Here is a 22,405-nt window from a genome sequence, read left to right as displayed (position 1 = left end):
TAAAACCACCGCCAGCATAAAAGCTGGCGATCAAATCTTGATATATCAGCATATGAATACAAGAGATTAGCATTTGATGCAAGAATTACATGATACACAAGAGTTTTGTGTTAAGCACATCAAAACACCTGTGATACAACCCGGAGTGCAAAGAGATTTACTAGTAACATTAGGTTGTACAGTGTTGTCCTGTTTTTTCACCACGATGTCCAAATCAAAATCATCAAACTTAGCCATTCTTTACTCCTCCTTTCGTTTTTTAATATTTATCATTAACTACTGATGTTGAAAGGATTGCCAATCCAATAAATTCTTCAATCCTTTCTCACCACGTAGTTAATTCCAAAACTAAAAAACTTCTTTACGATACATAACATAAATAGAAATTCTAATATTTTTCTAATGTTTTTGTATACATTTTTTATATTTTTTTATATTTTTGTATATTTTTTAAAAAAATATTAACTTCTTTTTAAAAGATTTATCTTCAGATTTTCTATTAAAAATTCAAACCGGTGTCCCTTTCCCGGCATCTCTAGAATTCATTTGGGATAACAGCCAAAAAACCTCCCGATTCTTTCCTGAAGCTCGCGAATGCAACTATAAAATTTTTATCAAATGGAATATTATTATTTTTTGGTTATTTTTAATTGAAAAGTCATTACCATTCTATTTTCCCATGTTGTTCTCGCCAATTACATTGTAATTTTGAAGGAATAAAAAAAGTACTTTCACCAACAGGAAAGTACTCTTTTGCAAAATGTCTATTTAAGATTCCAAGTATTGCTTCTTCCATTACATAACTTGCATCTGATATAGATTCGCAATCTGTTTTTCATGCTCCCAAAATTCAGTTAAGTTTATGCCTGAAGACATGGACTCATAATTATTTTATTTTTGCGAGATGATATTTATTATTAATTACTACCGCAACTTCTTTGTCCGGACTTACATCTTTTATGCTGTATACCCAACCAAAATTTAAATGAATTCTTTTTTCGTCTTCTTCATTTGGAACAATTTCAACTTTTCTAAGCTCTTTTTTGCTTAATATCTCATTCTTTTCATTAATCGTAATATTTTCCGAAACTTTTCCGATAGGTTCATTTAACTCGTCGGGATCTACTTCTGATTCTTGGATAACATAAGTTTTGCCCTCATAGCTTATTTCCTTGAAATTTTCTTTGTTCAATTTATATTTCGGCAATTTTTTATCAATAGCCATATTTTGGGATGCTGTTTGTTTTAAGTCACTTAAAAGCGAACAGCCTCCCAAGAGGATTGCACCAATTAATAAAAGCAATAGTATGGAATTTTTCATTTCCACTATATTCTCCTCCTTTCCATGCTTTTTACTTTTATTATTCATATGACTTATCTCCTTCCCAGCGATTAAACCAGATTAAGCCGATTATTGTTACTAATATAAAACATATAATTGCAGGTACAATACCTTTAAGTAGTTCTTGGAAATAAAGATTCGACAACTGCATTCCAAAGGCATGTTTTGCCTCAGGCATTAATAACATGGGAACTTGTGAAAGGCGAACAGTCCAAGCCCAAGGAATAAACTGCCATATGTTATCTCCTACGACAGTTGCCCCAATTATAGCTGAAATAAGGAAGCCTCCGCCTCCGATCGCTATAGATGCTCCCATCCCTAATGCAAAGCTGATGAGCATATGCATGGAAAAAAGTATAAGTGAGCCAATCACAGACAACAGTACTCCTTGCAAAAATAGATCATAATGAATATTATCTACGTGCAATATATATCTCATTCCCAACAGCATAAGGAAAGTTGCTAAGAATATATCCACAATTGCTGATAAAATCAGCAGAAAAAGTTTGCCAAAGTAAAATTTTGCTCTTGAAACGGGACCGGCCAACAAGTTAATAAAATTTCCTGATTTTTCTTCCTGATATGAAATAAGACCAGTAAATAAAGAAATAATAATAGGTAAAGAGACGGTCAGTACCTCAAAAAAACCCCCATATATCTTAATTTGCCATGATGAAGGATCATTGTACCTGGAAAAATACCATAACATAAAGATTGGATAAATGATCGGTGTTACAAACACGATAAGCCTGATTGTTGTACGTTTTGTCTTTATCCATTCCGAAGACAGAATTTTCAGAAGATACATTTCAGTTCACCTCTTTTTTTGAAAACCAGAACGCTGTTACAAATGACAATAAAACAAAAAATACAATGGAGACAGCAATTCCTATTGGAATAACGGAAGGATCCAACAAAGGACTTCCTTTCTCCAATGGAACTCCTTTTGGATGAACTCCTACAATAGGAGACATCAGTCTCATTCCCCAGCTCCACGGAATATACATCCAGTAAGATTCCGGAGCCATTACTACTCCTATTATGATCCCTATCACGCTGACAATAACAGAAATCACCGTTCCAAATCGCTCTGCCAAAAACAAACCTATAGGGATGTATGCCAAAGATGTGATCCAAATTGTAAGACTGGCCAGTATGACTACAACAGCTGATGTAATGCTGTTGGGCAGTAATAATTTTAATATTAACAGCAAAATGATAAGTTCAATTGATGAGAACAACGTATAATAGGCAATTACAATGATTTTACTGAACCACATACGTGTAATGCTGATATCATGGCATCGTAAAGCTCTGTAGTTTCCCGACTTTTTTTCTCTCATTGCGGAAAGTGACGCGATCAATGCTGTCCCTAACGGAATAAATATTAATGGCCACCAATTAAATACCGTGTATTCGAAATAATTATATTTTGAATTAATAGTAGGCATGGTAATCATGGCATATAGTACAAAGAAAAAAGGGGCAATATATACAAGTTTTTTTGCAAATGTCCGCTTATATTTTAAACGTTCTGATTGTATCATATTCAGCATTATTCACATCCTCCTTCATTATCCGCTGACTACATCTATAAAGAATTTTTCTAAATCTTTGTTTTGCTCTATTTCACCTTGATATTTGAGTTTTCCGTTTTGAATAATGCCAATATAATCCGCCAATTGTTTTACCTCTGGTAAAATGTGGCTTGATAAGATGACAGTCATTCCTTGCTTCGGGAAAGATCTTATAAGTTTCCGCAACTCTTGTATACCCAGCGGATCAAGTCCGTTTGTCGGTTCATCGAGAATAAGAAGTTTTGGATCATTTAAAAGTGCTTTAGCAATACCCAATCTTTGCTTCATACCAAAGGAAAACTGCGATACTTTCTTTTTGCCTGTATTCTCCAAACCGACAATTTCCAGTACCTCTTTTATTCTTGAATTCGGCAAATTTAATAATTTTGCATGAACGAGTAAATTCTCATACGCCGTTAAATTTCCATAAAGAGCCGGTGATTCGATAAGCGCGCCGATATCTTTAAGGTCTTTTCTGCTCCATGAATGACCATTAAAGATAATTTCTCCGTTTGTAGGACGCAAAAGCCCTGTTAACAATTTTAAGATGGTTGATTTTCCGGCACCATTCGGTCCAAGCAATCCATAAATCGTGTTTTCCTTCACTCTTAAAGAAACATTGTCAACCGCAAGCTGTTTACCAAAAGATTTGCTTAAATTATTGGTTTCCAAAAAATACTCTTCCATTTCTATTCTCCTTTCAAAGTTAAAAAGCTTTAAAGATTTTATGTTTTGTTCCTTTACATTCCATCGTATCCGCAAGTGGCTACATAAACGGCGCAGTACCGGGACTTTATACAGTTAAGCGATTATCCTTAATCTCCGTTGGATATAACAAATACATTGAAGAAATTAATGCATTTTTTGATTCATCATTCATCCACAATTTCATACTAACTTTTCAATATAAAGTTTTTATAATAATCACGATTTTTCATTAGAGAATTGACGGGATTTAAAAACGTATTGTATTGGGTATGCATTATTTAGTACGTGTCCATGCCTTTACATTATTTTTTATATATACTTTAAAAACATAATTTTTTTTCAAGACAAAATAAAAAGTGTCTGATCAAATGGTTTTATCAGACACTTAATTTCCTGAAAACTATTTTGTTCTTCATCCAATGATTTAAAAACAAAATTAAGGTAAATTTAATCTAATTTTAGCAAAAGAATTATCCCGGCTTGCTCGTAACGTACCGTTGGCATATCAATTGCGGGAAATTTTAACATAACACGCGAGAAGTCCCCTTCCTTCATCGCAGACGGCACGTGTCTGTGAGATCAGCGACAACCCGCTGATCGCCTGTTCTATCGAGGTGGACAGTTCAGAAACCCTCACTTCAACCTATGGTAAGTGGGGGAGGTTCATATGAATAAAGGATATTGGAAAAGCCCGTTTCATTGATATTCAGAAACGCGCTTTTCCAAATAGTTATTTTTTTATGAGCAACGCGCAACACTCCACATGCGCCGTATGTGGAAACATATCCACCGGCTGTACTTCCGCCATCTTATAGCCGCCGTCTTCGAGGATGCGGAGATCGCGGGCCAGCGTGGCCGGATTGCATGACACATACACAACGCGCTTCGGCTTCATGGCGATAATCGTCTGGAGCAGCTTTTCATCGCAACCTTTGCGCGGCGGGTCCACCACAATCACATCGGCAACATTCCCTTCCTCATACCAGCGCGGAATCACCGTCTCCGCTTCCCCCACCGCGAACGTCACATTATCCATTTCGTTCAGGCGAGCATTGCGCTTCGCGTCCTCAATGGCCTCCGGCACAATCTCTACGCCAAACACGTGCTTCGCCTTCTGTGCCAAAAACAGTGAAATCGTTCCGATCCCGCAGTATGCGTCGATCACATTCTCCTCGCCCGTCAACGCCGCGTACTCCAGCGCTTTCTTATACAACCGCTCCGTCTGAACCGGATTCACCTGATAGAACGAACGGGCCGAAATCGCAAACTTCACGTCGCCAATCGTATCATAAATATACTCTTCGCCCCACAGCACCCGCGTCACATCGCCGAAAATGACGTTTGTCCGCTTCGTATTGATATTCTGCACGATACTTTTCACACCCGGTATCGCTTCCACAAGCTCCTGCACAAGCGCTTCCGCATGCGGAATCCTCTCGCCGTTCGTTACGAGCACAATCATCACTTCGCCTGTCGCAAAGCCTACTTTCGTCACCACGTGCCGCAACAAACCGCTGTGCGCCTCCTCATCATACGCACGAATGCCGTATTTTCCGGCAATTTCTTTCACACAGGCGACGACTTCATCGCTTTTCTCGTGCTGAATCAGGCACTCCTTCATATCGATAATCTCATGCGAACGCTGGGCATAAAAGCCCCCAATCAAGCCGCCTTCTTCTTCTCCGATTGGCACCTGGGCCTTGTTCCGATAGCGCCACGGATCTTCCATGCCGATCGTCGGATGAATAAGAGCACCTTCAATCTTGCCAATGCGGCGCAGATTCTCTTCCACCAGCTTGCGCTTAAATGCGAGCTGTGCATCATAATCCATATGCTGCAACATACAACCGCCGCAACGCTTGTATATCGGGCATGGCGGTTCCGCGCGGCTTGCAGCTGGCTCGCGGATTTCCATCAGGCGCGCGTAGCCGAATTGCTTCTTCAACTTAGTTGCCTTTGCTATAATTGTTTCACCAGGCAATGCGCCCGGCACAAACAGTGTATATCCCTGATAACGCCCCACACCATTGCCTTCATGCGAAAGATCTTCAATGACAAGCTCTACCGTCTGGTTTTTTTTCAGCGGAAGTCCAGCAATAGCCGTGGCAGCCTGTTTTTTCTTGCGTGATGTATTTCCCAATCTGCTTCACCTGATTTTTCGTAAAATTTGACATTCCACACGCCTATAGGTTTGGCTTGTATATTTACGAATCATGCCAAAACACCGTTTCTTTAAATCGTTCTTCCACTTTGTTTACTAATACCTTTCGACCATATCTAGGACAAAAAACCAAAGAATAATTAATAAAAAATTGTTGTTTTAGGCATTCTCTTAAAGAGGATACCAAACAATGCCATCTTTCATCCCACGATTGAAACCATGGACGTTCAGACGGCATTTCTATAAATTTCAACGAATCAACTGAATATGGCGCGGCAGCGCCGTAAACTTACATGGCAGAGAGCTTCCCAGCTCACCGTCCAGGTTCAGGTCAACTCGTTTGTTTGCAGTCGCTTTTAATTGTTTCGTCTGAAAATGAATCACGTTTGGATGTTTGAAATGTTCGCCTTTTAACGCCATCGTAGCGATGCGAATAAACTCCGGCAGCGATGTTTTCTTCAACACAATACAATCAAACAAGCCATCATCCAATTTTGCCTTTGGCATAAGCTTTTCAAATCCACCCACGGAGTTACTATTGGCGATAAGGAAAAGCATGATTTCTTCATCGATTACGATATTATTGTCTGCCTCAATTCGTACACGCATCGGCGAAAGAAACGGAAGCTTCTCGATCCCTTTAATATAATAAGCGAGCTGACCAAGCATCGTCTTAACTTTGCTTGGCACTTCGTATGTAAGCGTGGTGAGCGAACCGCCACCGGCGATGTTAATGAAGTATTTGTCATTAATTTTACCGATGTCAATGGGAGAAGGCTTTCCTTTAGCGATAACACCAACCGCTTTAGGAATCGAACGAGGAAGTCCGATAGCGCGGGCAAAATCGTTTGTCGTGCCCGCGGGAATAATGCCAAGCGCAGGACGGTAGCGCTGTTCCGCGATTCCATTAATCACCTCATAGACGGTTCCGTCTCCTCCCGCAGCGATAACCAAATCAAACCGATTCTCCACCGCTCTGCGGGCCGCCAGCGTCGCGTCCCCTTCCCCTTTAGTCGCATGGCACGATGTCTCGTAGCCTGCTTCTTCCAGCGTATTTAATATATCAGGAATCCGTTTGCGCACCTCTTCCCGGCCAGCAGACGGATTATAAATAAGCCGAGCTCGTTTCAATCCGTATCCATCCCATCCATAAATTTTCTATAGTTTATCATACCTTCTTTTCTTTCGTTTTAAAAGATAGAGCGGTATTCGCTCCTGTGCTCCGCTGAAAATCTGTTAAACATTCATAGGCATGGCAAAAAACAGTGTGACAATTGTTCCTGTTTTGCCACAACTCTTTACCTTAATCCTACCACCGTTTGCTGTAACGATTTTTTTCACGATCGGTAGCCCCAGGCCCATACCGACCTTCTTCGTGGAGAAAAATGGATTAAAAATTTGTCGTCGTGTTTCCTTATCCATTCCTCTTCCGTTGTCCGCAAAATATACACATGCCTTGTTTTTATGCAGCTTTGTCTTGATGCAGATAGACATCGTCGGCTTGTCTTTTGCTTCGATGGAATTAGAAAAAAGAGAGAAAAAAACTTGCAGCATTTGATCAGGGTCAATAAAAAGCGGATAAGCGTCCAGTTCCCGGGCAAGATGAATTTGAAAGTTGATGTCCTGATTCGCCGTGTCTTTTGAAACCAAATAGCTGAATTGTTTTATGAGCGTGTTGATACAAACCTGTCGTTTCTTCGGAACAACCGGCTGGGATAATAGCAAAAAATCTTCGATCGTTTTATTTATTTGATCGAGTTCGGGGATTAAAAGATCTAAAAATATCACCGCATTCTCTTCCCCGACACTTCGCGAAAGATATTGCAAATACCCGCGCACCGTCATCAAAGGATTCCGTACTTCATGAGCCATTTTAACAGCTATATCGCCGATGAGGGAATAATTCGCCCTTTCCTCCTCGTTCGGACACACAGCCTTATCCATCTGCATTCTCCTTACCATAATTATTGTATGAACACTCCTACCACCTGCGTTTCACTCAGAGGCAATGAAAAGTTCTTAAGCCAGCTTATCAAAGCTTGCATATTCATCCTTCTCCATTTATTTCCCGTTATTTTTATGCCTTGTCTTCAAAAACTAACCGTGTAGCTATACGCTACTCCATCCCTTGATTTTACTTTAAAAATTAGTTATTTTCAATCGCTTTGCAACTTATCGCTACAATCATTTTAGCGGTACCAACGGCTACAGTATAATGTATCGGGAAAGCAAAAAGGTGGGATTGTTATGCTTGGTGATAGGTTAAAAAAACTTCGCCAACAAAAAAATTTGACCCAAGAGGAAATCGCAAAACACTTAAACATTTCCCGCGGCACTTACGCGCATTATGAGATAAACAAACGCCAGCCCGATTTTGCTACGCTTCAGAAATTCGCCGATTTTTTCAACGTTTCAACAGACTATCTTCTCGGACGTATTGATGATCCTGTTTCTCCCCCGTACATTCTCCGTGATCCTTCTATCGATATTTCCTCCTATGAAGGATATGAAGAACTTTCCCCGCAAGAGCAGGAAATCGTGAAAGAACAAGTCCGCAATACAATTAAAATGCTAAAAAAATTAAAACAGGATAACAAACAGTGACATAAAATACAAAGCAGGCGGAAGTCTCCCGCCGCTTTCCTTTATAAAAAATGACATTTGAAAGCCCGCTGGCTTTAGCTATGGGATGAAAAACGTAAATTCTCAAAAATAAAAAAACTCGCAGGTACTCCGCGAGTTTTCCCTTATATATAATCAAAACGAAAAGCTAAAGTGCACGATCGAGCAAATCCATAATATGAATCGCTTCCATTTTGTCCTGCATGCCCGCGCGGATAATCCCCTGTTTCATCTGCAGCAGGCAGCCAGGATTGGATGTAACAATAACGTGCGCTTTTGTCATCTTCACATTCTCCATCTTGTCGTCCAGAATCCGCATGGACATGTCAAAGTTAGTGATATTGTAAATACCAGCTGAGCCGCAGCAGCTGTCCGCGTTGATCATTTCAATGTATTCAACACCAGGAATGCTACGGAGAAGATGGCGCGGCTGGTTACGGATCCCCTGACCGTGCGCAAGATGGCAAGAATCCTGATAGGTGACGCGCAGGTTAAGCTCCTTTTTGAATTCCAGTTCTGGCAATTCCGCAAGTAACTCGTTCGCATCACGCATTTTGGACACAAAATTCATGGCGCGCTCTTTCCAATCCGGATCGCCATGGAACCAGTGATGATACTCCTTTAAAGCTGCCCCACAACCGCCAGCATTGTTCACAATAAGATCGACACCCGCTTTTTCAAATGCTTCGATATTCCGTTTCGCAAGCGCAATGGCACCGTCTTTTTCTCCAGCGTGAGCGTGTAGCGCACCGCAACAGGCCTGATCATCAACGAATACAACTTCACAGCCCGCCTTGGTCAGCACGCGGGCAGTCGCCTGGTTTGTTTCGTAGAACATGACATCCATGATGCAGCCCTTAAACATACCGACCCTTAATTGAGCTGGCTTGCCTTCCGGTTTCATCACTTTCTGACGCTTTTTTCTCTCGGTCGGAGAAGCAACTTTGTGGACGGACTGCTGCATTTCTGCCAGCGGGCGTGGCAGAACGTTAATCAATCCGGTTTTCCGGGCCAGCGTATGCAGTCCGGCCGCCTGGGCTGCCCAGAGCGCGGTTCCCAGCTTTTCTATACGCTCCGGATACGGGAACAATTGATTGAACACCAAATTGCGGATAAATGGGAGTGTCTTTTCTTCTTTCTTACGTGTTTCTACGACTTCCCGCGCCGTTTCCACCAAACTGCCGTACGGAACACCTGCAGGGCAAGCTGTCTCACACGCGCGACAACCAAGGCAAAGATACATATTGTGCTCAAACTCTTCATCCACGGCAAGCGCCTTCTGCGCCACACCTTTCATAAGCGCAATGCGACCGCGCGGGCTCGCCACTTCTTTGCCTGTCTGACGGTATGTTGGACAGGATGGCAGGCAAAAACCGCACTGCATACAGTTCATAATCTCATCCATGTTAAACTTGCTTAACAGGGACATATCCTGTTTTTCACAAGCTGGCGCTGTGCTTAATGTATCAGCTATGAGTGTGCTCGCATTGTTTGTATCCGCAGCCATCGCCTTTTACAACCACCCTTCTTCTCGTGCTTTTTGCAAAGATTTTTCCTGGGTTCATAATGCCGTTCGGGTCAAACGCTTCTTTAATCCGTTTCATCACTTCCATACCAACCGGACCGAATTTCAAATCAAGGTAACCGGCTTTCGCCATGCCTACGCCGTGCTCACCCGTGATCGTTCCGCCCAGCTGAATGGCGGTATGAAAAATTTCTTCAAACGCCTGCTCAACGCGGTGAATCTCCTCTTTATCCCGCTCATCCGTAAGACATGTCGGGTGCAAATTGCCATCTCCCGCATGACCAAATGTACAAATCTGTACGCCGTATTTCTGTGCGATATTTTCTATCTGCTCGACCATGGCCGCCAGATTCGCGCGTGGTACGGTCGCGTCTTCCAGAATGGTGGTCGGCTTCACGCGCGCCAACGCGGATAACGCCGAGCGGCGGGCCGCCATTAAACTCGCTCCTTCCTCCACCGTCTGAGCGGTACGGACTTCTGTGGCGCCTTCAGCCCGGCAAATGTCCGCGATTCGCTTCATATCGTGTTCAACTTGCCACTCGGAACCGTCCTGCTCGATGATAAGCATCGCTTTCATGTCAAGCGGTAGACCAATTCTCGCAAAATCCTCGACCACCGTCATGGTCGCCTGATCCAGAAATTCCATGGTCGCCGGAATAATTTTGGAGGCAATAATGCGCTGCACGGTTCGCGCAGCCGCCGCCAGGTCGTTGTAATAGGCCACCATCGTTTGTTTTGCGGCCGGAAGTGGCAATAATTTTACGGTGATTTCCGTAATGACAGCCAGCGTTCCTTCCGAGCCAACGAGCAGCTTCGTTACATCGTATCCGGCCACGTCTTTTGCGTTCTTTCCGCCGACACGTAACACGTCTCCGCTCGGCAATACCGCTTCAAGCCCCATCACATAGTCTTTCGTTACTCCGTATTTCAAACCGCGCATACCGCCCGCGCACTCAGCTACATTCCCGCCCATAGTGGAAATGCGCATACTGCCTGGATCTGGCGGATAGAAAAGTCCAACCGCTTCCACCGCTTTGTGGACATCGGCCGTGATCACGCCTGGCCCAAATGTGGCGGTAAGATTTTCTTGATCGATTTCTTTAAATTCGTTTAAACGGTTCATATTCAATACGATGCCACCTTCAACAGGAACCGTACCGCCACACAGGTTCGTGCCCGATCCGCGCGATACGATCGGAATCCGGTGCTTGTTCGCCACTTTCATAATCGCTGATACTTCTTCCACACAGGCTGGAATCAACACCACATCCGGCATCGCCTGGTAGAGCGGCGTAGCATCATACGAGTACACGTATAGTTCATTTGGTGAATCCAAAAAATAATTCTGACCGACGATACTTCGCAACTCGCTTTTTATCTGTTGATCCATATTGTTTCCCCTCTCTAATCAGCAGGTCATCAGATGAATTTGATGTTTAGTCTACCATACTTTTTAAAAGTTTTGTAGAGTATAAAAGAAGGTACATACTTTTAGTGACAAGAATTTTTTCTAAGGAGAAACGAAAAGGCATGAGTTTAATCAAAAAAAGCTATCAGGTTGTGGCGGACGATTTGCAGAAAATGATCGAAGAAGGAATTCTGCAACCAGGCGCCCGTCTTAAAACAATTGATAAATTGGCCGAACAATATGGAGTCGGAAAATCAACCATCCGCGAAGCGCTCAGCCAGTTAAAAGCGCGCGGGTTGATCGAATCGCGGCAAGGAGAAGGAACATTCGTGAAGCAGGACGCGACTGACGCGCTTAAAGCGCTCCCCGCGCTTCTCATCAGTAACCGGGAAGAGCTTACACATCTTCTCCAAGTCCGTAAAATTATTGAATCCGGCTGCGCCGAACTCGCGGCACTACACCATGACGAACATGATGAAAAAACGTTACGTGAAATTCTGGATAATATGATGATTTCAAGAGACAACGAAGAAATGGGCCGCATTTACGATATCCAATTCCATATGGCGATCGCACACGCCACCAAAAATCCGTTTCTCAGAAATATAATGGAAAGCATCTCAGAAGCGATGAACCAGACCATCCGTGACTACCGGAACCTTTGGCTTTACAGCAAAGACGGTTCTTCCACCCGACTGTACCAGGAGCATTCGGAAATCTTTGAAGCCATACGCAGCCGAGACCCCAAAAAAGCGCGCCGTATGACTGAAAAACATTTGGCCCGCGTCGAAAAAGCGCTAGAAGCAGGCTTGCTGTAGCCAAAAAAGAGCCGCCTATCTTCTAAGATGGGCGGCAATTGTTTCTTCAAGCCAGAGCACGACGCGTTGATCCGGAAGGTATGCTCTGCCGCTGTAGCGGTGCGGGATTCCGGCCAGCCTTTTTGGAATCGCTTTTTCTGTATAATAGCCAGGACTGAGAAACACAGGCACCACGATAAGACGGCCTTCACCGGATGCTGTCCTGGCACGGCTTGCGATCGTATCGGGATGAATGGTCGCATATACAGCTCCCTTCAAACCAAGTTCGCAACACAAGGTGGAACCGAGGCCTTCGAGCATCTCTTGCCAGCGTTCTTTAAAACCAGGCACATCGCTACCGTGCGCAACCAGCATAAGCATTTCCTCGGATGGACGGACGGAAAACTCGCGGACACGATCATGGAGCAACTCCCGGATTTTTGGGTGGTCATTCATTGGCTCTGTCCAAATCACTCGTGCTCCGATTGACAGGGGATGTCGCCATGTCTTAATATCCAGATGAGAAGTGAAGCCCAGTGCATAGCGAATTTCCTGCAAATGTGTACTGCCGCTTGAAACAAACAACGGAACCACGATAATTTCTTCTACTCCCTGCGCTTCTAGCCTTTTCATTCCTTCTCCAATGGTGCGACCTTCTACCATGTCGAGGAACGCAGCCTCCAATGGACACGCAGCATGAACCTGTTGTAGCAATTCTTCTACTTTTGCCACCCATGTTCTATTACGGGAACCATGGCTAATCACAAGTACACCCTGCTTCATTTTTCATCAAACTCCGATTTAATTAATTGGTTTAATGGGTATATTACTACGATATTATAAAATTTTCAAGATGAAACGCGCAGGGTGCTCTCTTTATTCAAATTTCTTCTCTCCTCTTCTCAAAAGCCACCTGAGTGACATCGTTCAAGGCTTGCCGATTAGCCTCCAGAGTCAGAGAAGCGGCATTTCTCCCCCGCCTATAGAGGCAGGGGACTTTTGCCGTATTTGAGTTGAAATTTATAATGATACATATTCTGATCCGCCTTTTGAATTAATTCATCAAGACTTTTCCCGTCATCAGGATAAACTGCGGAACCGACAGAAACAGAAAGATCAATCCCCCATTTTTTAGAAAGCGGATGAATATGATTACTAATTCGCTTTATCACCTTGTGGGATTCGATTTTTTCTGTACAGGGGATGAGAAGAACAAACTCATCGCCTCCCCACCTAACTACGACTTCTCCTTTCCCTTTTTTGCTAACTAATGAAGCACAAATACTTTTTAAAGTTAAATCACCATATTTATGTCCTTTTGTATCATTAATATCTTTAAAATTATCAACGTCTAAAAGAAACAGGTTTATCTTCTCCTGACTCCGCCTTGACTTCTTTACCATTTTAGGAAAGATTTTATAAAGAAATCTTCTATTGTACGAGTTTGTTAGATAATCCTTTTCAGAAAAAAATTTGTACTCATCATACTTTTTACCCATATACCAAAAAATAACAAGTGAAAAATAAGTGACAAACATCACAAATATATCCATCTTTTTACTATGATTACCTATATAAAGGTAATAGATCCATATAAGTGAATGAGCCAAAAATAAAAAAGACAAAAGTAATCTTCCAGTATATTGCTTCAAATCAAAATTCCTCCTTTATCATTCTGCTTTTATATACATCTGACTTGATATTTCGACGTTTGCATGGTAGTCATCTGATTTTTATAGGACTGAGTCATTCTATAAAAAACGCCAACTTTAGAAAACAGTTGGCGCAACAGGACTTTTGGAGCTGTTCATAAATGAACTGTTTAATTTACACACTTTATTATTTAATTGAAAGAATATTAAGTTGATGAATGAATCAAGTTTAAAACAAAATAGTCTTTTTGTTAGATTTTTTGACAAAATTATCTATTACCTTTTATTATAAAATGTTATTTTATAAAATCCATACCTTATTAAAAAAAAATGAAATTAATGGTTACAAAGAGAATTCTTCCAAGGCTTTACTTACCATTTCATCATTAATTCCAATGTATCGCAACGTAATCGAAGGGCTGGAATGACCAAAAATATATTGTAACATTGCAACATCTTTCGTTTTTTGGTAAAAGTGGTAGCCAAATGTTTTTCTTAATGTATGAGTTCCGATGGGCCCTTCTACTCCGCAAGCTTTTGCTGCAGTATGTATAATTTGCCACGCTTGAATCCTGCTAATAGGGCGCTCCCCTTTTTGCGAAGGAAAAAGATACTCTGAATCTGCCATTTTTCGCGTATATCTATCAATCTCCCTTCTCAACGTCTCATTTATAATCGTTTTTCTTATGTTTTTTGTTTTCTTCTCTTTGATAATTAAATAGTTGGTATATTTAACATCCATAACCCTAAGAGGTAGGATATCACTAATTCTTAAGCCTGAATTAATCCCAAAAGTGAATAGTAGATAATTCCTGTATGAGCGATGTAAAAGATACTCTTTTATCTCCTTGATTTTTTCAATATCACGGATCGGTTCTACTGTATTTGCTCCTTTTTTTACTGCCATAAAAATCACTCCAGAATGTAAGATTTAATTTAATTTTTTATTCAATATGTTAAATTGTTCTTTTGGCTTTTATTATCTAAAAAACGAACAAACCCTTTAAAATCAATCATTTAGCTTATCTCATTTTAAAGAATATAAAATCTAACAAAAAGACTAATTTGTTTTATATTTTGCTACGAATCAAATACTATTTTTAGTAAAAAAGAAGCGGGGAACTTATGGATAATATCAAATTTTCAGAAAAAGATTTAGATACGATTCTTTCAAAAAAAATGTTTTATCATCTATACCAACCTCTTTATAATCTTTCCAATTGGAAAATATACGGTTATGAAGCTTTTTTTCGGACTGAACAAGTAAATAACCCTGAACTTTTTTTTCTTTTGGCTAAAAAATATCAAAAATTATATGAACTAGATATATTATCTATTTTCCATGCAATAGCAACATATTGGAGAAAACGCAAAGGATTTGAGTCAAAGTTATTTATAAATATATTTCCATCAACCATAATCCATCCTGAATTCACCAGATTTCTAAACGAAGTAACGTCCATTTTCACATTTAAAACAAAAAATATCGTATTTGAAATTAATGAACAAGAAGAAATAACGGATTTTAGCCTTATAAAAAAAGCGATTTGTTCGTTAAAAGAACAGGGCTTTCAAATCGCTCTTGACGATGTAGGAAAAGGATTTTATTCTCTGCGGCACCTTATAGAACTAGAACCGGATTTTATTAAATTAGACAAATACTTCTCCCATAACCTGTCGAATTGTGAAAAGAAACAAAACCTTATTAAATCTTTAATTGATTACTGTAACGAGGAAATCGTCTTAATATTAGAAGGGATCGAAAAAGCGGAGGACTTGGCCATCGCTAAGGTACTGCATGTACCAATAGTCCAGGGATATTTATTAGATAAACCTTCCATTTTATAACATTCTCTTATGATAAAAATGATGGACTTCCCTAACATTCTAAGAAAAAACACGGCCAAGCTCTCAATAAGCTTGGCCGTGTTTTTCTACTCGATTACATTTTTGCCAGCGCATCGCGCAGCAACTGGTTGACAAGTCCAGGGTTCGCTTTGCCTTTCGATGCCTTCATTACCTGACCAACCAGCGCACCGATAGCTTTTTCTTTGCCGGCTTTGAAGTCTGCCACCGCCTGTGGGTTGTTGGCGATCACTTCATCCACCATCTGCTTAATCGCGCCTTCGTCACTAATTTGCACAAGACCTTGTTCTTCGACGATTTTCTCCGGATCTTTACCGGTTTCCATCATTTCTCTGAACACTTTCTTCGCGATTTTCGTGCTAATCGTGCCTTTGTCAATCAGCTTAATCATTTGCCCCAGTTGCTCTGGAGTCATTTTAATGTCTTTCATTTCGGCTTCATTGGCATTCAAATAACCGATGACTTCGCCCATTATCCAGTTGGATACAGCTTTGGCGTCTACCCCCGTTTTCACGGCAGCGTCAAAGAAATCGGAAATGTCTTTAGACATTGTAATAACGCCAGCATCGTATTCCGGCAAGCTATATTCGGAAATATAACGGGCTTTGCGCGCATCCGGCAATTCCGGAATGGTAGCGCGAATTTGTTCTACCCATTCGCGGCTAATTTTTAATTTAATTAAATCCGGATCCGGAAAATAACGATAGTCGTGCGCTTCTTCCTTACCGCGCATGGAAACGGTACGGCCTTTTGCCTCGTCCCAGCGGCGCGTCTCTTGTACAACTTCGCCGCCATCGCGCAAAATTTCGGCCTGACGCATTTCTTCATATTCCAAGCCGCGCTGCACATTGCGGAATGAGTTAACATTCTTTAGTTCAGTGCGGGTGCCAAACTCTTTTTGTCCAACCGGACGAAGGCTGATATTGGCATCACAGCGCAGCGAGCCTTCTTCCATTTTTACGTCGGAAACCTCGCAATACTGCATGATCGCCTTCAATTTCTCCAAGTATGCACGCGCTTCTTCCGGTGAACGCAAGTCCGGCTCGGATACGATCTCGACAAGCGGCGTACCCACACGATTATAATCCACGAGAGAGGCATAGCCGCTTTCTGCGTGTACAAGTTTGCCCGCGTCCTCTTCCAAATGCAGACGAGTAATACCAATACGTTTCGTTTGTCCGTTTACTTCAATATCAATCCAGCCATTCTTGCCGATCGGCTGGTCATATTGTGAAATTTGATACGCTTTCGGCAAATCCGGATAGAAGTAGTTTTTACGATCGAATTTGCTTTCTTCGGAGATTTCACAGTTCAGCGCAAGCGCCGCTTTCATCGCGAATTCTACCGCTTTTTTGTTCAGAACCGGGAGAACACCCGGATGACCGAGACAAATCGGACATGTATGCGTGTTCGGCGGCGCTCCAAATTCAGTGGAACAGCCGCAGAAAATTTTCGACTTGGTTGATAACTCAACATGAACTTCAAGCCCGATGACCGTTTCAAATTCTTTCGCCATTCCTTATGTACCCCCTTTACAGCTCAGGACGAGCCTTATGATGTTCCGTATTTTGCTCGTAGGCATGCGCGACGCGTAAAATCGTCGCCTCATCGAACGCTTTGCCGATAATCTGCAACCCAACAGGCAGGCCGTTGCTCGCAAAACCGCAGGGCACACTAATTGCCGGGATTCCGGCCAGATTTACAGGAATGGTACAAATATCCTCCAGGTACATTGTGAGTGGGTCGCCCACTTTCTCGCCGATTTTGAACGCGGTTGTCGGCGCAGTTGGCCCGATGATCACATCATATTTTTCAAATACACTGTCGAAATCCTGCTTAATAAGCGTGCGCACCTGTTGCGCCTTTTTGTAATATGCATCATAGTAACCGGAGCTGAGCGCATAGGTGCCGAGCATAATCCGACGCTTTACTTCCGGCCCTAATCCCCGACTGCGCGTTTCACGATACATCTCAATCAGATTCTCCGCATTGTCCGCACGCACGCCGTAACGTACACCATCATAACGAGCAAGGTTGGAGGATGCTTCGGAAGGCGCAATAATATAATATGTCGGTACAGCATACTCAGTATGCGGTAGCATAACTTCTTCGACAATGGCGCCGAGTCGTTCCAGCACTTTCAACGCTTCCGTAACTTTTTGTTTTACTTCTGGATCAATTCCTTCCCCCATCAATTCTTTCGGCACGCCAACGCGCAAGCCTTGAATTTCACCTGTCAACGCCGAAATATAGTCCGGAATTTCCACATCAGCGGACGTAGAATCAAACGGATCGTGCGCTGCAATCGCCTGCAAAACATACGCAGCGTCTTCAACATTTTTTGTGATCGGTCCGATTTGATCAAGCGAAGACGCAAATGCCACGAGACCGAAACGGGATACGAGACCATATGTCGGCTTCAATCCTACTACGCCACAGTAAGCCGCAGGCTGGCGAATCGATCCTCCCGTGTCGGACCCCAGCGAGAAGTATACCTGTCCAGCCGCAACAGAAGCTGCTGAACCACCGCTGGAGCCACCCGGTACATATTCCAGATTCCACGGATTATATGTGTTGTGAAAACCAGAGTTTTCCGTAGAACCACCCATCGCAAACTCATCCATGTTCAACTTTCCGATCATCACAGACTGCGCCGCATGCAAACGATCCATCACACTGGCATTGTAAATCGGGCTATAGTTAGCCAAAAGCTTACTGGCGCATGTTGTTGTTACGTTCTTCGTTACAATATTGTCTTTAATCCCCGCAGGCAGACCAAAAAGCAATCCCTTCTCCTCGCCGCGGGATTGCTGCTCGTCCAACTCCTTGGCGCGGGCACGCGCATTTTCTTCATCAAGTAAGATAAAAGCTCTCACTTTATCTTCCGTCTGGCCAATGCGCTCAAATGATGCATTCACCAAATCTGAAACTGTAAGCTCCCCTTTATCTATTTCACTATGTATTTCTGTTAGCTTTTTATCAAATAAAGACACGTGGATGTCCTCCTTTCTTATTCAATAACAGCCGGCACTTTGAACTGTCCATCTTCTTCGTCCGGCGCATTGCGCAAAGCTTCCTCGCGCTCAAGGGACGGGCGTACTTCATCGTCGCGCATCACATTATAGACATCAAGTACATGGCTTGTCGGAGGCACGTTTGTCGTATCTAGTTCGTTCAGTTTACCTGCAAATTCAAGAATACTGTTTAATTGTTCTGTATATTTCACCGCTTCCTCTTCCGTAAGATTTAAGCGGGCCAGTTTCGCTACATATTCCACTTCGTTCCGCGAAATCGCGCTCATGTTTCCACCTCCTAATTCTGCTGGCTCTCTCCCGCCTTATGTGCTCATCTAAGGTAGGCAAACCTAGATAAAATCATACCAGAGAAACTATAGAGCCGCAACCAACCGTCCACATGAGCGCTTTACAAAACCGTTGAACCCCTCATATTTCCAGTTTCAATCCTATTTATGAAAATCATTCTTTCACAAGAAAAAATATAGTTAGATTGTAATAAATAATCCGATAAATATACTGTAAAAACACTTCTTAAGAAAGGAGTAGGCGCAAAAAATGAGGTTTCGGAGCATCAAAACACGAATACTGGTTTCACTTCTTCCCACTTTTATCATCGTATTGTTATTCATCACATTATTTACCTATTTTTATAGCAAATCATTAATCAATGGGCAAATCGAAACCAATATGCATCAGCAGTTACAAAGCATTACAAACAAAATCGAGAAAGACTTAATCACGCACAAAAAAATGCCTGAATTAGTAGCCCGTACCGCTGAATTTTCCGCTTTATCCTATACGAAGGAACAATACAGCGCCATGTTAAAAAATGCGCTAGGCACTAACAAGGAGACCCTTGGAATGGGAATCTTCTTTGAACCTTATAAATACAAACCTGACGTTAAATACTTTTCTTTATATGCTCACCGTAAAGGCGATAACATCGAGATTACGGAGGAATTTAACAATCCAGAATATGATTATCCAAACACTGATTGGTATCAGACTGGAAAAAACAGCAAGCAACCAGCGGTCTATACCGATCCATATTTTGATACTGTAACCAATACTTCCATGGTAACCGTCAGTGTACCCTTTTACAGCCAACAACGTGAGTTTTTGGGTATTATCACATGCGACATCGACTTAGCCAGCTTGCAGAAAATGATAAACTCAACCAAAGTCGGGGATACAGGACGCGCGTTTCTGCTTGACAGCAAAGGAACGTATCTGGCGGATGCCGACAAAAATAAAATGATGAAAGTCAACATTAAAAACGATCCGAACTCCTCACTTGCTCAGACGTCATCTCATTTATTAAGCGGGAACGACGGAATGGTTACATATAACGATAAACAAGGTGTTAACCGAATCTACTACAAGAGGATTCCGGAGAACAATTGGGTACTTGCTCTGATTATCCCAGAAGAAGAGCTACTTGCCCCTGTCCATTCTCTTGTAAATGCGCTGATCTTGACAACTGTTATTGCGATCGCTATCACCATCGCGATTATCCTTTTATACAGTCGCTATATTACCAACAATATTGAGCGGGTCAATCAATTGTCCGCAGCGATGTCCGACGGCGATTTTACGCAGAACATCGAGGTCAAAACAGAGGACGAATTCGGGCAAATGTTCCGCAATTTCAACATTATGACGCGGACGCTCAAAGACATGATGGGACAAATTGCTTCCCATACTCATCAAGTGGCCTCTACTTCTGAACAATTGACGGCCGGCTCCGAACAGACAAGCAAAGCGACAGAACAAATTACGGAGTCCATGATGGAAGTAGCCAGCGGCACTGACCAGCAAGTATCGATAGTAGAAGATGCAAAAAAAGTAGTATCTGAAATCTCAGAAAGTATGACCAGTATCATGCGCGAAATTCAACAGGTAAACGAGCGTGCAAGGATAGCGGCGGAAAAAGCAGAGAACGGCAATCACAACGCAAAAGAAATTACGGAACAAATCAATAACATTCATCAGCGTGTAGAAAAACTGGCACAGGCCATACGCGAGCTCGGAGAGAAATCTAAGGAAATTACTCATATCGTATCCTTGATTACCTCTATTTCCGAGCAAACGAATCTTCTGGCTTTAAACGCGGCGATCGAAGCAGCGCGGGCTGGAGAGCACGGAAGAGGATTCTCTATCGTAGCGGACGAAGTGCGCAAGCTTGCTGAACAATCCGCTCAATCAGCCGGCCAAATCGGACATTTGATTGCCGAAATCCAGCATGAAACCCACCAGGCGATTGAAATGATGAACGAAGCAAACGCGGAAGTTGAACAGGGAATGGTAATGGTGGACAGCGCTTCGCAGTCATTTGAAGATATCCTGAAGGCTGCTGAAGACGTATTTGCACATGCAAAGGAAGTAAATACGATCGTAGAACAAATCAATACCGAAAAAGAGAACATGACGGAGGCAGTAAGCAAAATTGCTCTCATTTCTGAACAAACAGCCGAGCTTACCCAAAGCGTGGCGGCGGCCGCGGAAGAGCAAAATGCTTCCATGGAAGAGATCGCTTCAGCCTCCCATACGCTTACGAAAATGGCAGAGGAACTGCATGATTTAATGAGCAAATTCAAGGTATAATAAAGCAGGCAGGGATTTTTTCCCTGCCCTTTTCTTTTCTTCAATCCCTCGAGATAAATCAACGATTTTGCGTACTTTCACCATGTGCAACCGCCTCTTGTTCCACTTTTTTCTGCAGCGCAAGATGCGTAATAAATTCAAAGATGACATTCGAAGCCGCGTTGGCCGTAATCTGTCCATGATCAAACGATGGAAGCACTTCTACCAGATCAAACGCGACAAAATTCAATCCTTCCAACCCCCGTACCAATTGAAGCGCCTCCGTCGTTGTTGCTCCGGCTACTTCCGGCGTTCCTGTTCCCGGCGCGTATGCCGGGTCAATGAAATCAATGTCAAACGATAAGAAAAGCGGGCCGTGTCCCGCACGTTTGCGGATGCGTTCGATGACTGCTGGAATGCCCATCTCTTGCACTTCATGCATTTCTACAACATCGAAGCCCATGTTGCGCGCATCGTCCAAATCTTCCGGCGCATAAAGTCCACCACGCATACCGACCTGAATACAGCGATTCATATCAAGCAAACCTTCCTCATATGCGCGCCGGAATGGTGTGCCATGATTGTATTTCTTTCCGAAATAAGAATCCCATGTGTCGCTATGCGCATCAAAATGCACCAGGCCGACAGGTCCATACGCTTTAGCAACCGCGCGCAATTCAGCAAGCGTAATAGAATGATCCCCGCCAATTGTAATCGGCACGACGCCTTTTTCAAGAATCGGCAACAAGCCTTCTTCAATCTTTTTATAAGATTCCTCGATGTATCCTGGTACGACCGGCAGATCTCCATAGTCGACGCCAGATAAATAATCGAATACATTGATTTTCCTCACTGGATTATATGGACGTAATAAAATAGAAAAGTCACGCACAGCCCCAGGGCCAAAACGTGCTCCAGCCCGGAATGAAGCACCCGTGTCAAACGGCGCGCCAAGCACAACGAAATCCACGTCTTCTGTCGTTTGAACATAAGGCAGACGCATAAACGTACGCACGCCGCAAAAACGTGGAGATTCGAATGAATTTGCCGGTTCATATTTTTTTGTCATGACGTATCCCCTCCAGCTTTCTTATGCATATGTTCACATCTTCGCTTTATTCTCATAAGCAAATCTCATACCAACTAT

At 42.6% G+C, this 22,405-nt stretch carries 21 protein-coding genes; 4 read left to right on the top strand and 17 right to left on the bottom strand.

What is annotated here, in order from left to right:
• Positions 1-66: 66 nt before the first annotated feature.
• The 8 genes from K3F53_RS02800 to K3F53_RS02760 form a co-directional block, all read right to left on the bottom strand.
• Positions 67-237 carry a gallidermin/nisin family lantibiotic gene (locus K3F53_RS02800; RefSeq protein ID WP_082706110.1) on the bottom strand — a complete coding sequence of 57 codons (171 nt, stop codon included), beginning with the start codon at positions 235-237 and terminating at the stop codon, positions 67-69.
• 649 nt (positions 238-886) lie between these two features.
• Complete coding sequence (locus tag K3F53_RS02795) at positions 887-1,369, bottom strand: NisI/SpaI family lantibiotic immunity lipoprotein (RefSeq protein ID WP_236781914.1); 483 nt, start codon at positions 1,367-1,369, stop codon at positions 887-889.
• Positions 1,362-2,150 (bottom strand): lantibiotic immunity ABC transporter MutG family permease subunit, encoded by a 789-nt coding sequence (locus K3F53_RS02790; protein WP_057899912.1) that lies wholly within the window; start codon positions 2,148-2,150, stop codon positions 1,362-1,364. The genes K3F53_RS02795 and K3F53_RS02790 overlap by 8 nt, the downstream gene beginning before the upstream one ends.
• Position 2,151: 1 nt before the next feature.
• Positions 2,152-2,898: a lantibiotic immunity ABC transporter MutE/EpiE family permease subunit gene (locus tag K3F53_RS02785; RefSeq protein ID WP_057899913.1), complete on the bottom strand. Its 747-nt coding sequence runs from the start codon at positions 2,896-2,898 to the stop codon at positions 2,152-2,154.
• A gap of 18 nt (positions 2,899-2,916) precedes the next feature.
• Positions 2,917-3,606: a lantibiotic protection ABC transporter ATP-binding protein gene (locus K3F53_RS02780; RefSeq protein ID WP_057899914.1), complete on the bottom strand. Its 690-nt coding sequence runs from the start codon at positions 3,604-3,606 to the stop codon at positions 2,917-2,919.
• Between the two features lie 751 nt (positions 3,607-4,357).
• Positions 4,358-5,767, bottom strand: coding sequence for a 23S rRNA (uracil(1939)-C(5))-methyltransferase RlmD (rlmD, locus tag K3F53_RS02775; RefSeq protein ID WP_246615675.1), 1,410 nt, complete (start codon positions 5,765-5,767; stop codon positions 4,358-4,360).
• A 270-nt stretch (positions 5,768-6,037) separates the two neighbouring features.
• On the bottom strand, positions 6,038-6,919 hold the full coding sequence (locus tag K3F53_RS02765) for a diacylglycerol kinase (RefSeq protein ID WP_057899915.1): 882 nt from the start codon (positions 6,917-6,919) through the stop codon (positions 6,038-6,040).
• A 105-nt stretch (positions 6,920-7,024) separates the two neighbouring features.
• Entirely contained in the window at positions 7,025-7,732 is a 708-nt protein-coding gene (locus tag K3F53_RS02760; protein ID WP_057899916.1) for a two-component system sensor histidine kinase NtrB, read from the bottom strand.
• Positions 7,733-8,035: 303 nt separating this feature from the next.
• On the opposite strand from K3F53_RS02760, the gene K3F53_RS02755 reads away from it, so the two are divergent.
• Positions 8,036-8,392: a helix-turn-helix domain-containing protein gene (locus tag K3F53_RS02755; RefSeq protein WP_057899917.1), complete on the top strand. Its 357-nt coding sequence runs from the start codon at positions 8,036-8,038 to the stop codon at positions 8,390-8,392.
• Between the two features lie 166 nt (positions 8,393-8,558).
• Here the strand turns inward: K3F53_RS02755 and K3F53_RS02750 are convergent, their stop codons facing one another.
• Positions 8,559-9,839, bottom strand: coding sequence for a (Fe-S)-binding protein (locus tag K3F53_RS02750; RefSeq protein ID WP_057900434.1), 1,281 nt, complete (start codon positions 9,837-9,839; stop codon positions 8,559-8,561).
• 37 nt (positions 9,840-9,876) lie between these two features.
• On the bottom strand, positions 9,877-11,325 hold the full coding sequence (locus K3F53_RS02745; RefSeq protein ID WP_057899918.1) for an FAD-binding oxidoreductase: 1,449 nt from the start codon (positions 11,323-11,325) through the stop codon (positions 9,877-9,879).
• A gap of 140 nt (positions 11,326-11,465) precedes the next feature.
• Between K3F53_RS02745 and K3F53_RS02740 the strand changes: the two genes are divergently transcribed.
• Positions 11,466-12,161, top strand: a complete 696-nt coding sequence (locus tag K3F53_RS02740; protein ID WP_057899919.1) for a FadR/GntR family transcriptional regulator — start codon at positions 11,466-11,468, stop codon at positions 12,159-12,161.
• Between the two features lie 15 nt (positions 12,162-12,176).
• Here the strand turns inward: K3F53_RS02740 and K3F53_RS02735 are convergent, their stop codons facing one another.
• From K3F53_RS02735 to K3F53_RS02725, 3 genes are all read right to left on the bottom strand, one after another.
• A complete protein-coding gene (locus K3F53_RS02735) occupies positions 12,177-12,923 on the bottom strand; it encodes a sirohydrochlorin chelatase (RefSeq protein WP_220559310.1) in 747 nt (248 codons plus the stop codon).
• 197 nt (positions 12,924-13,120) lie between these two features.
• The gene (locus K3F53_RS02730; RefSeq protein WP_057899921.1) at positions 13,121-13,792 is read right to left on the bottom strand and encodes a GGDEF domain-containing protein; all 672 of its coding nucleotides are present in this window, start codon (positions 13,790-13,792) and stop codon (positions 13,121-13,123) included.
• Between the two features lie 343 nt (positions 13,793-14,135).
• Positions 14,136-14,699 (bottom strand): site-specific integrase, encoded by a 564-nt coding sequence (locus K3F53_RS02725; protein WP_091261110.1) that lies wholly within the window; start codon positions 14,697-14,699, stop codon positions 14,136-14,138.
• Between the two features lie 218 nt (positions 14,700-14,917).
• Between K3F53_RS02725 and K3F53_RS02720 the strand changes: the two genes are divergently transcribed.
• Complete coding sequence (locus K3F53_RS02720; protein ID WP_220559309.1) at positions 14,918-15,640, top strand: EAL domain-containing protein; 723 nt, start codon at positions 14,918-14,920, stop codon at positions 15,638-15,640.
• 94 nt (positions 15,641-15,734) lie between these two features.
• Here K3F53_RS02720 and gatB read toward each other — a convergent pair whose 3' ends face one another.
• The 3 genes from gatB to gatC are packed head-to-tail and all read right to left on the bottom strand — an operon-like array spanning position 15,735 to position 18,959.
• Positions 15,735-17,174, bottom strand: coding sequence for an Asp-tRNA(Asn)/Glu-tRNA(Gln) amidotransferase subunit GatB (gatB, locus tag K3F53_RS02715; protein WP_091261112.1), 1,440 nt, complete (start codon positions 17,172-17,174; stop codon positions 15,735-15,737).
• Positions 17,175-17,190: 16 nt separating this feature from the next.
• Positions 17,191-18,651, bottom strand: coding sequence for an Asp-tRNA(Asn)/Glu-tRNA(Gln) amidotransferase subunit GatA (gene gatA, locus K3F53_RS02710; protein WP_057899925.1), 1,461 nt, complete (start codon positions 18,649-18,651; stop codon positions 17,191-17,193).
• 17 nt (positions 18,652-18,668) lie between these two features.
• Complete coding sequence (gene gatC, locus K3F53_RS02705) at positions 18,669-18,959, bottom strand: Asp-tRNA(Asn)/Glu-tRNA(Gln) amidotransferase subunit GatC (protein ID WP_057899926.1); 291 nt, start codon at positions 18,957-18,959, stop codon at positions 18,669-18,671.
• Positions 18,960-19,230: 271 nt separating this feature from the next.
• Here gatC and K3F53_RS02700 point away from each other — a divergent pair, with 271 nt between their 5' ends.
• On the top strand, positions 19,231-21,279 hold the full coding sequence (locus K3F53_RS02700; RefSeq protein WP_220559308.1) for a methyl-accepting chemotaxis protein: 2,049 nt from the start codon (positions 19,231-19,233) through the stop codon (positions 21,277-21,279).
• 58 nt (positions 21,280-21,337) lie between these two features.
• Here the strand turns inward: K3F53_RS02700 and speB are convergent, their stop codons facing one another.
• Entirely contained in the window at positions 21,338-22,327 is a 990-nt protein-coding gene (gene speB / locus K3F53_RS02695; protein WP_057899928.1) for an agmatinase, read from the bottom strand.
• Between the last annotated feature and the right edge of the window lie 78 nt (positions 22,328-22,405).

Source organism: Aneurinibacillus thermoaerophilus (assembly GCF_019603355.1).
Taxonomy (GTDB): Bacteria; Bacillota; Bacilli; order Aneurinibacillales; family Aneurinibacillaceae; genus Aneurinibacillus; species Aneurinibacillus thermoaerophilus.
The sequence above is the reverse complement of the archived record's forward strand: the minus strand, read 5'-3'. Positions and strand labels throughout refer to the sequence as shown.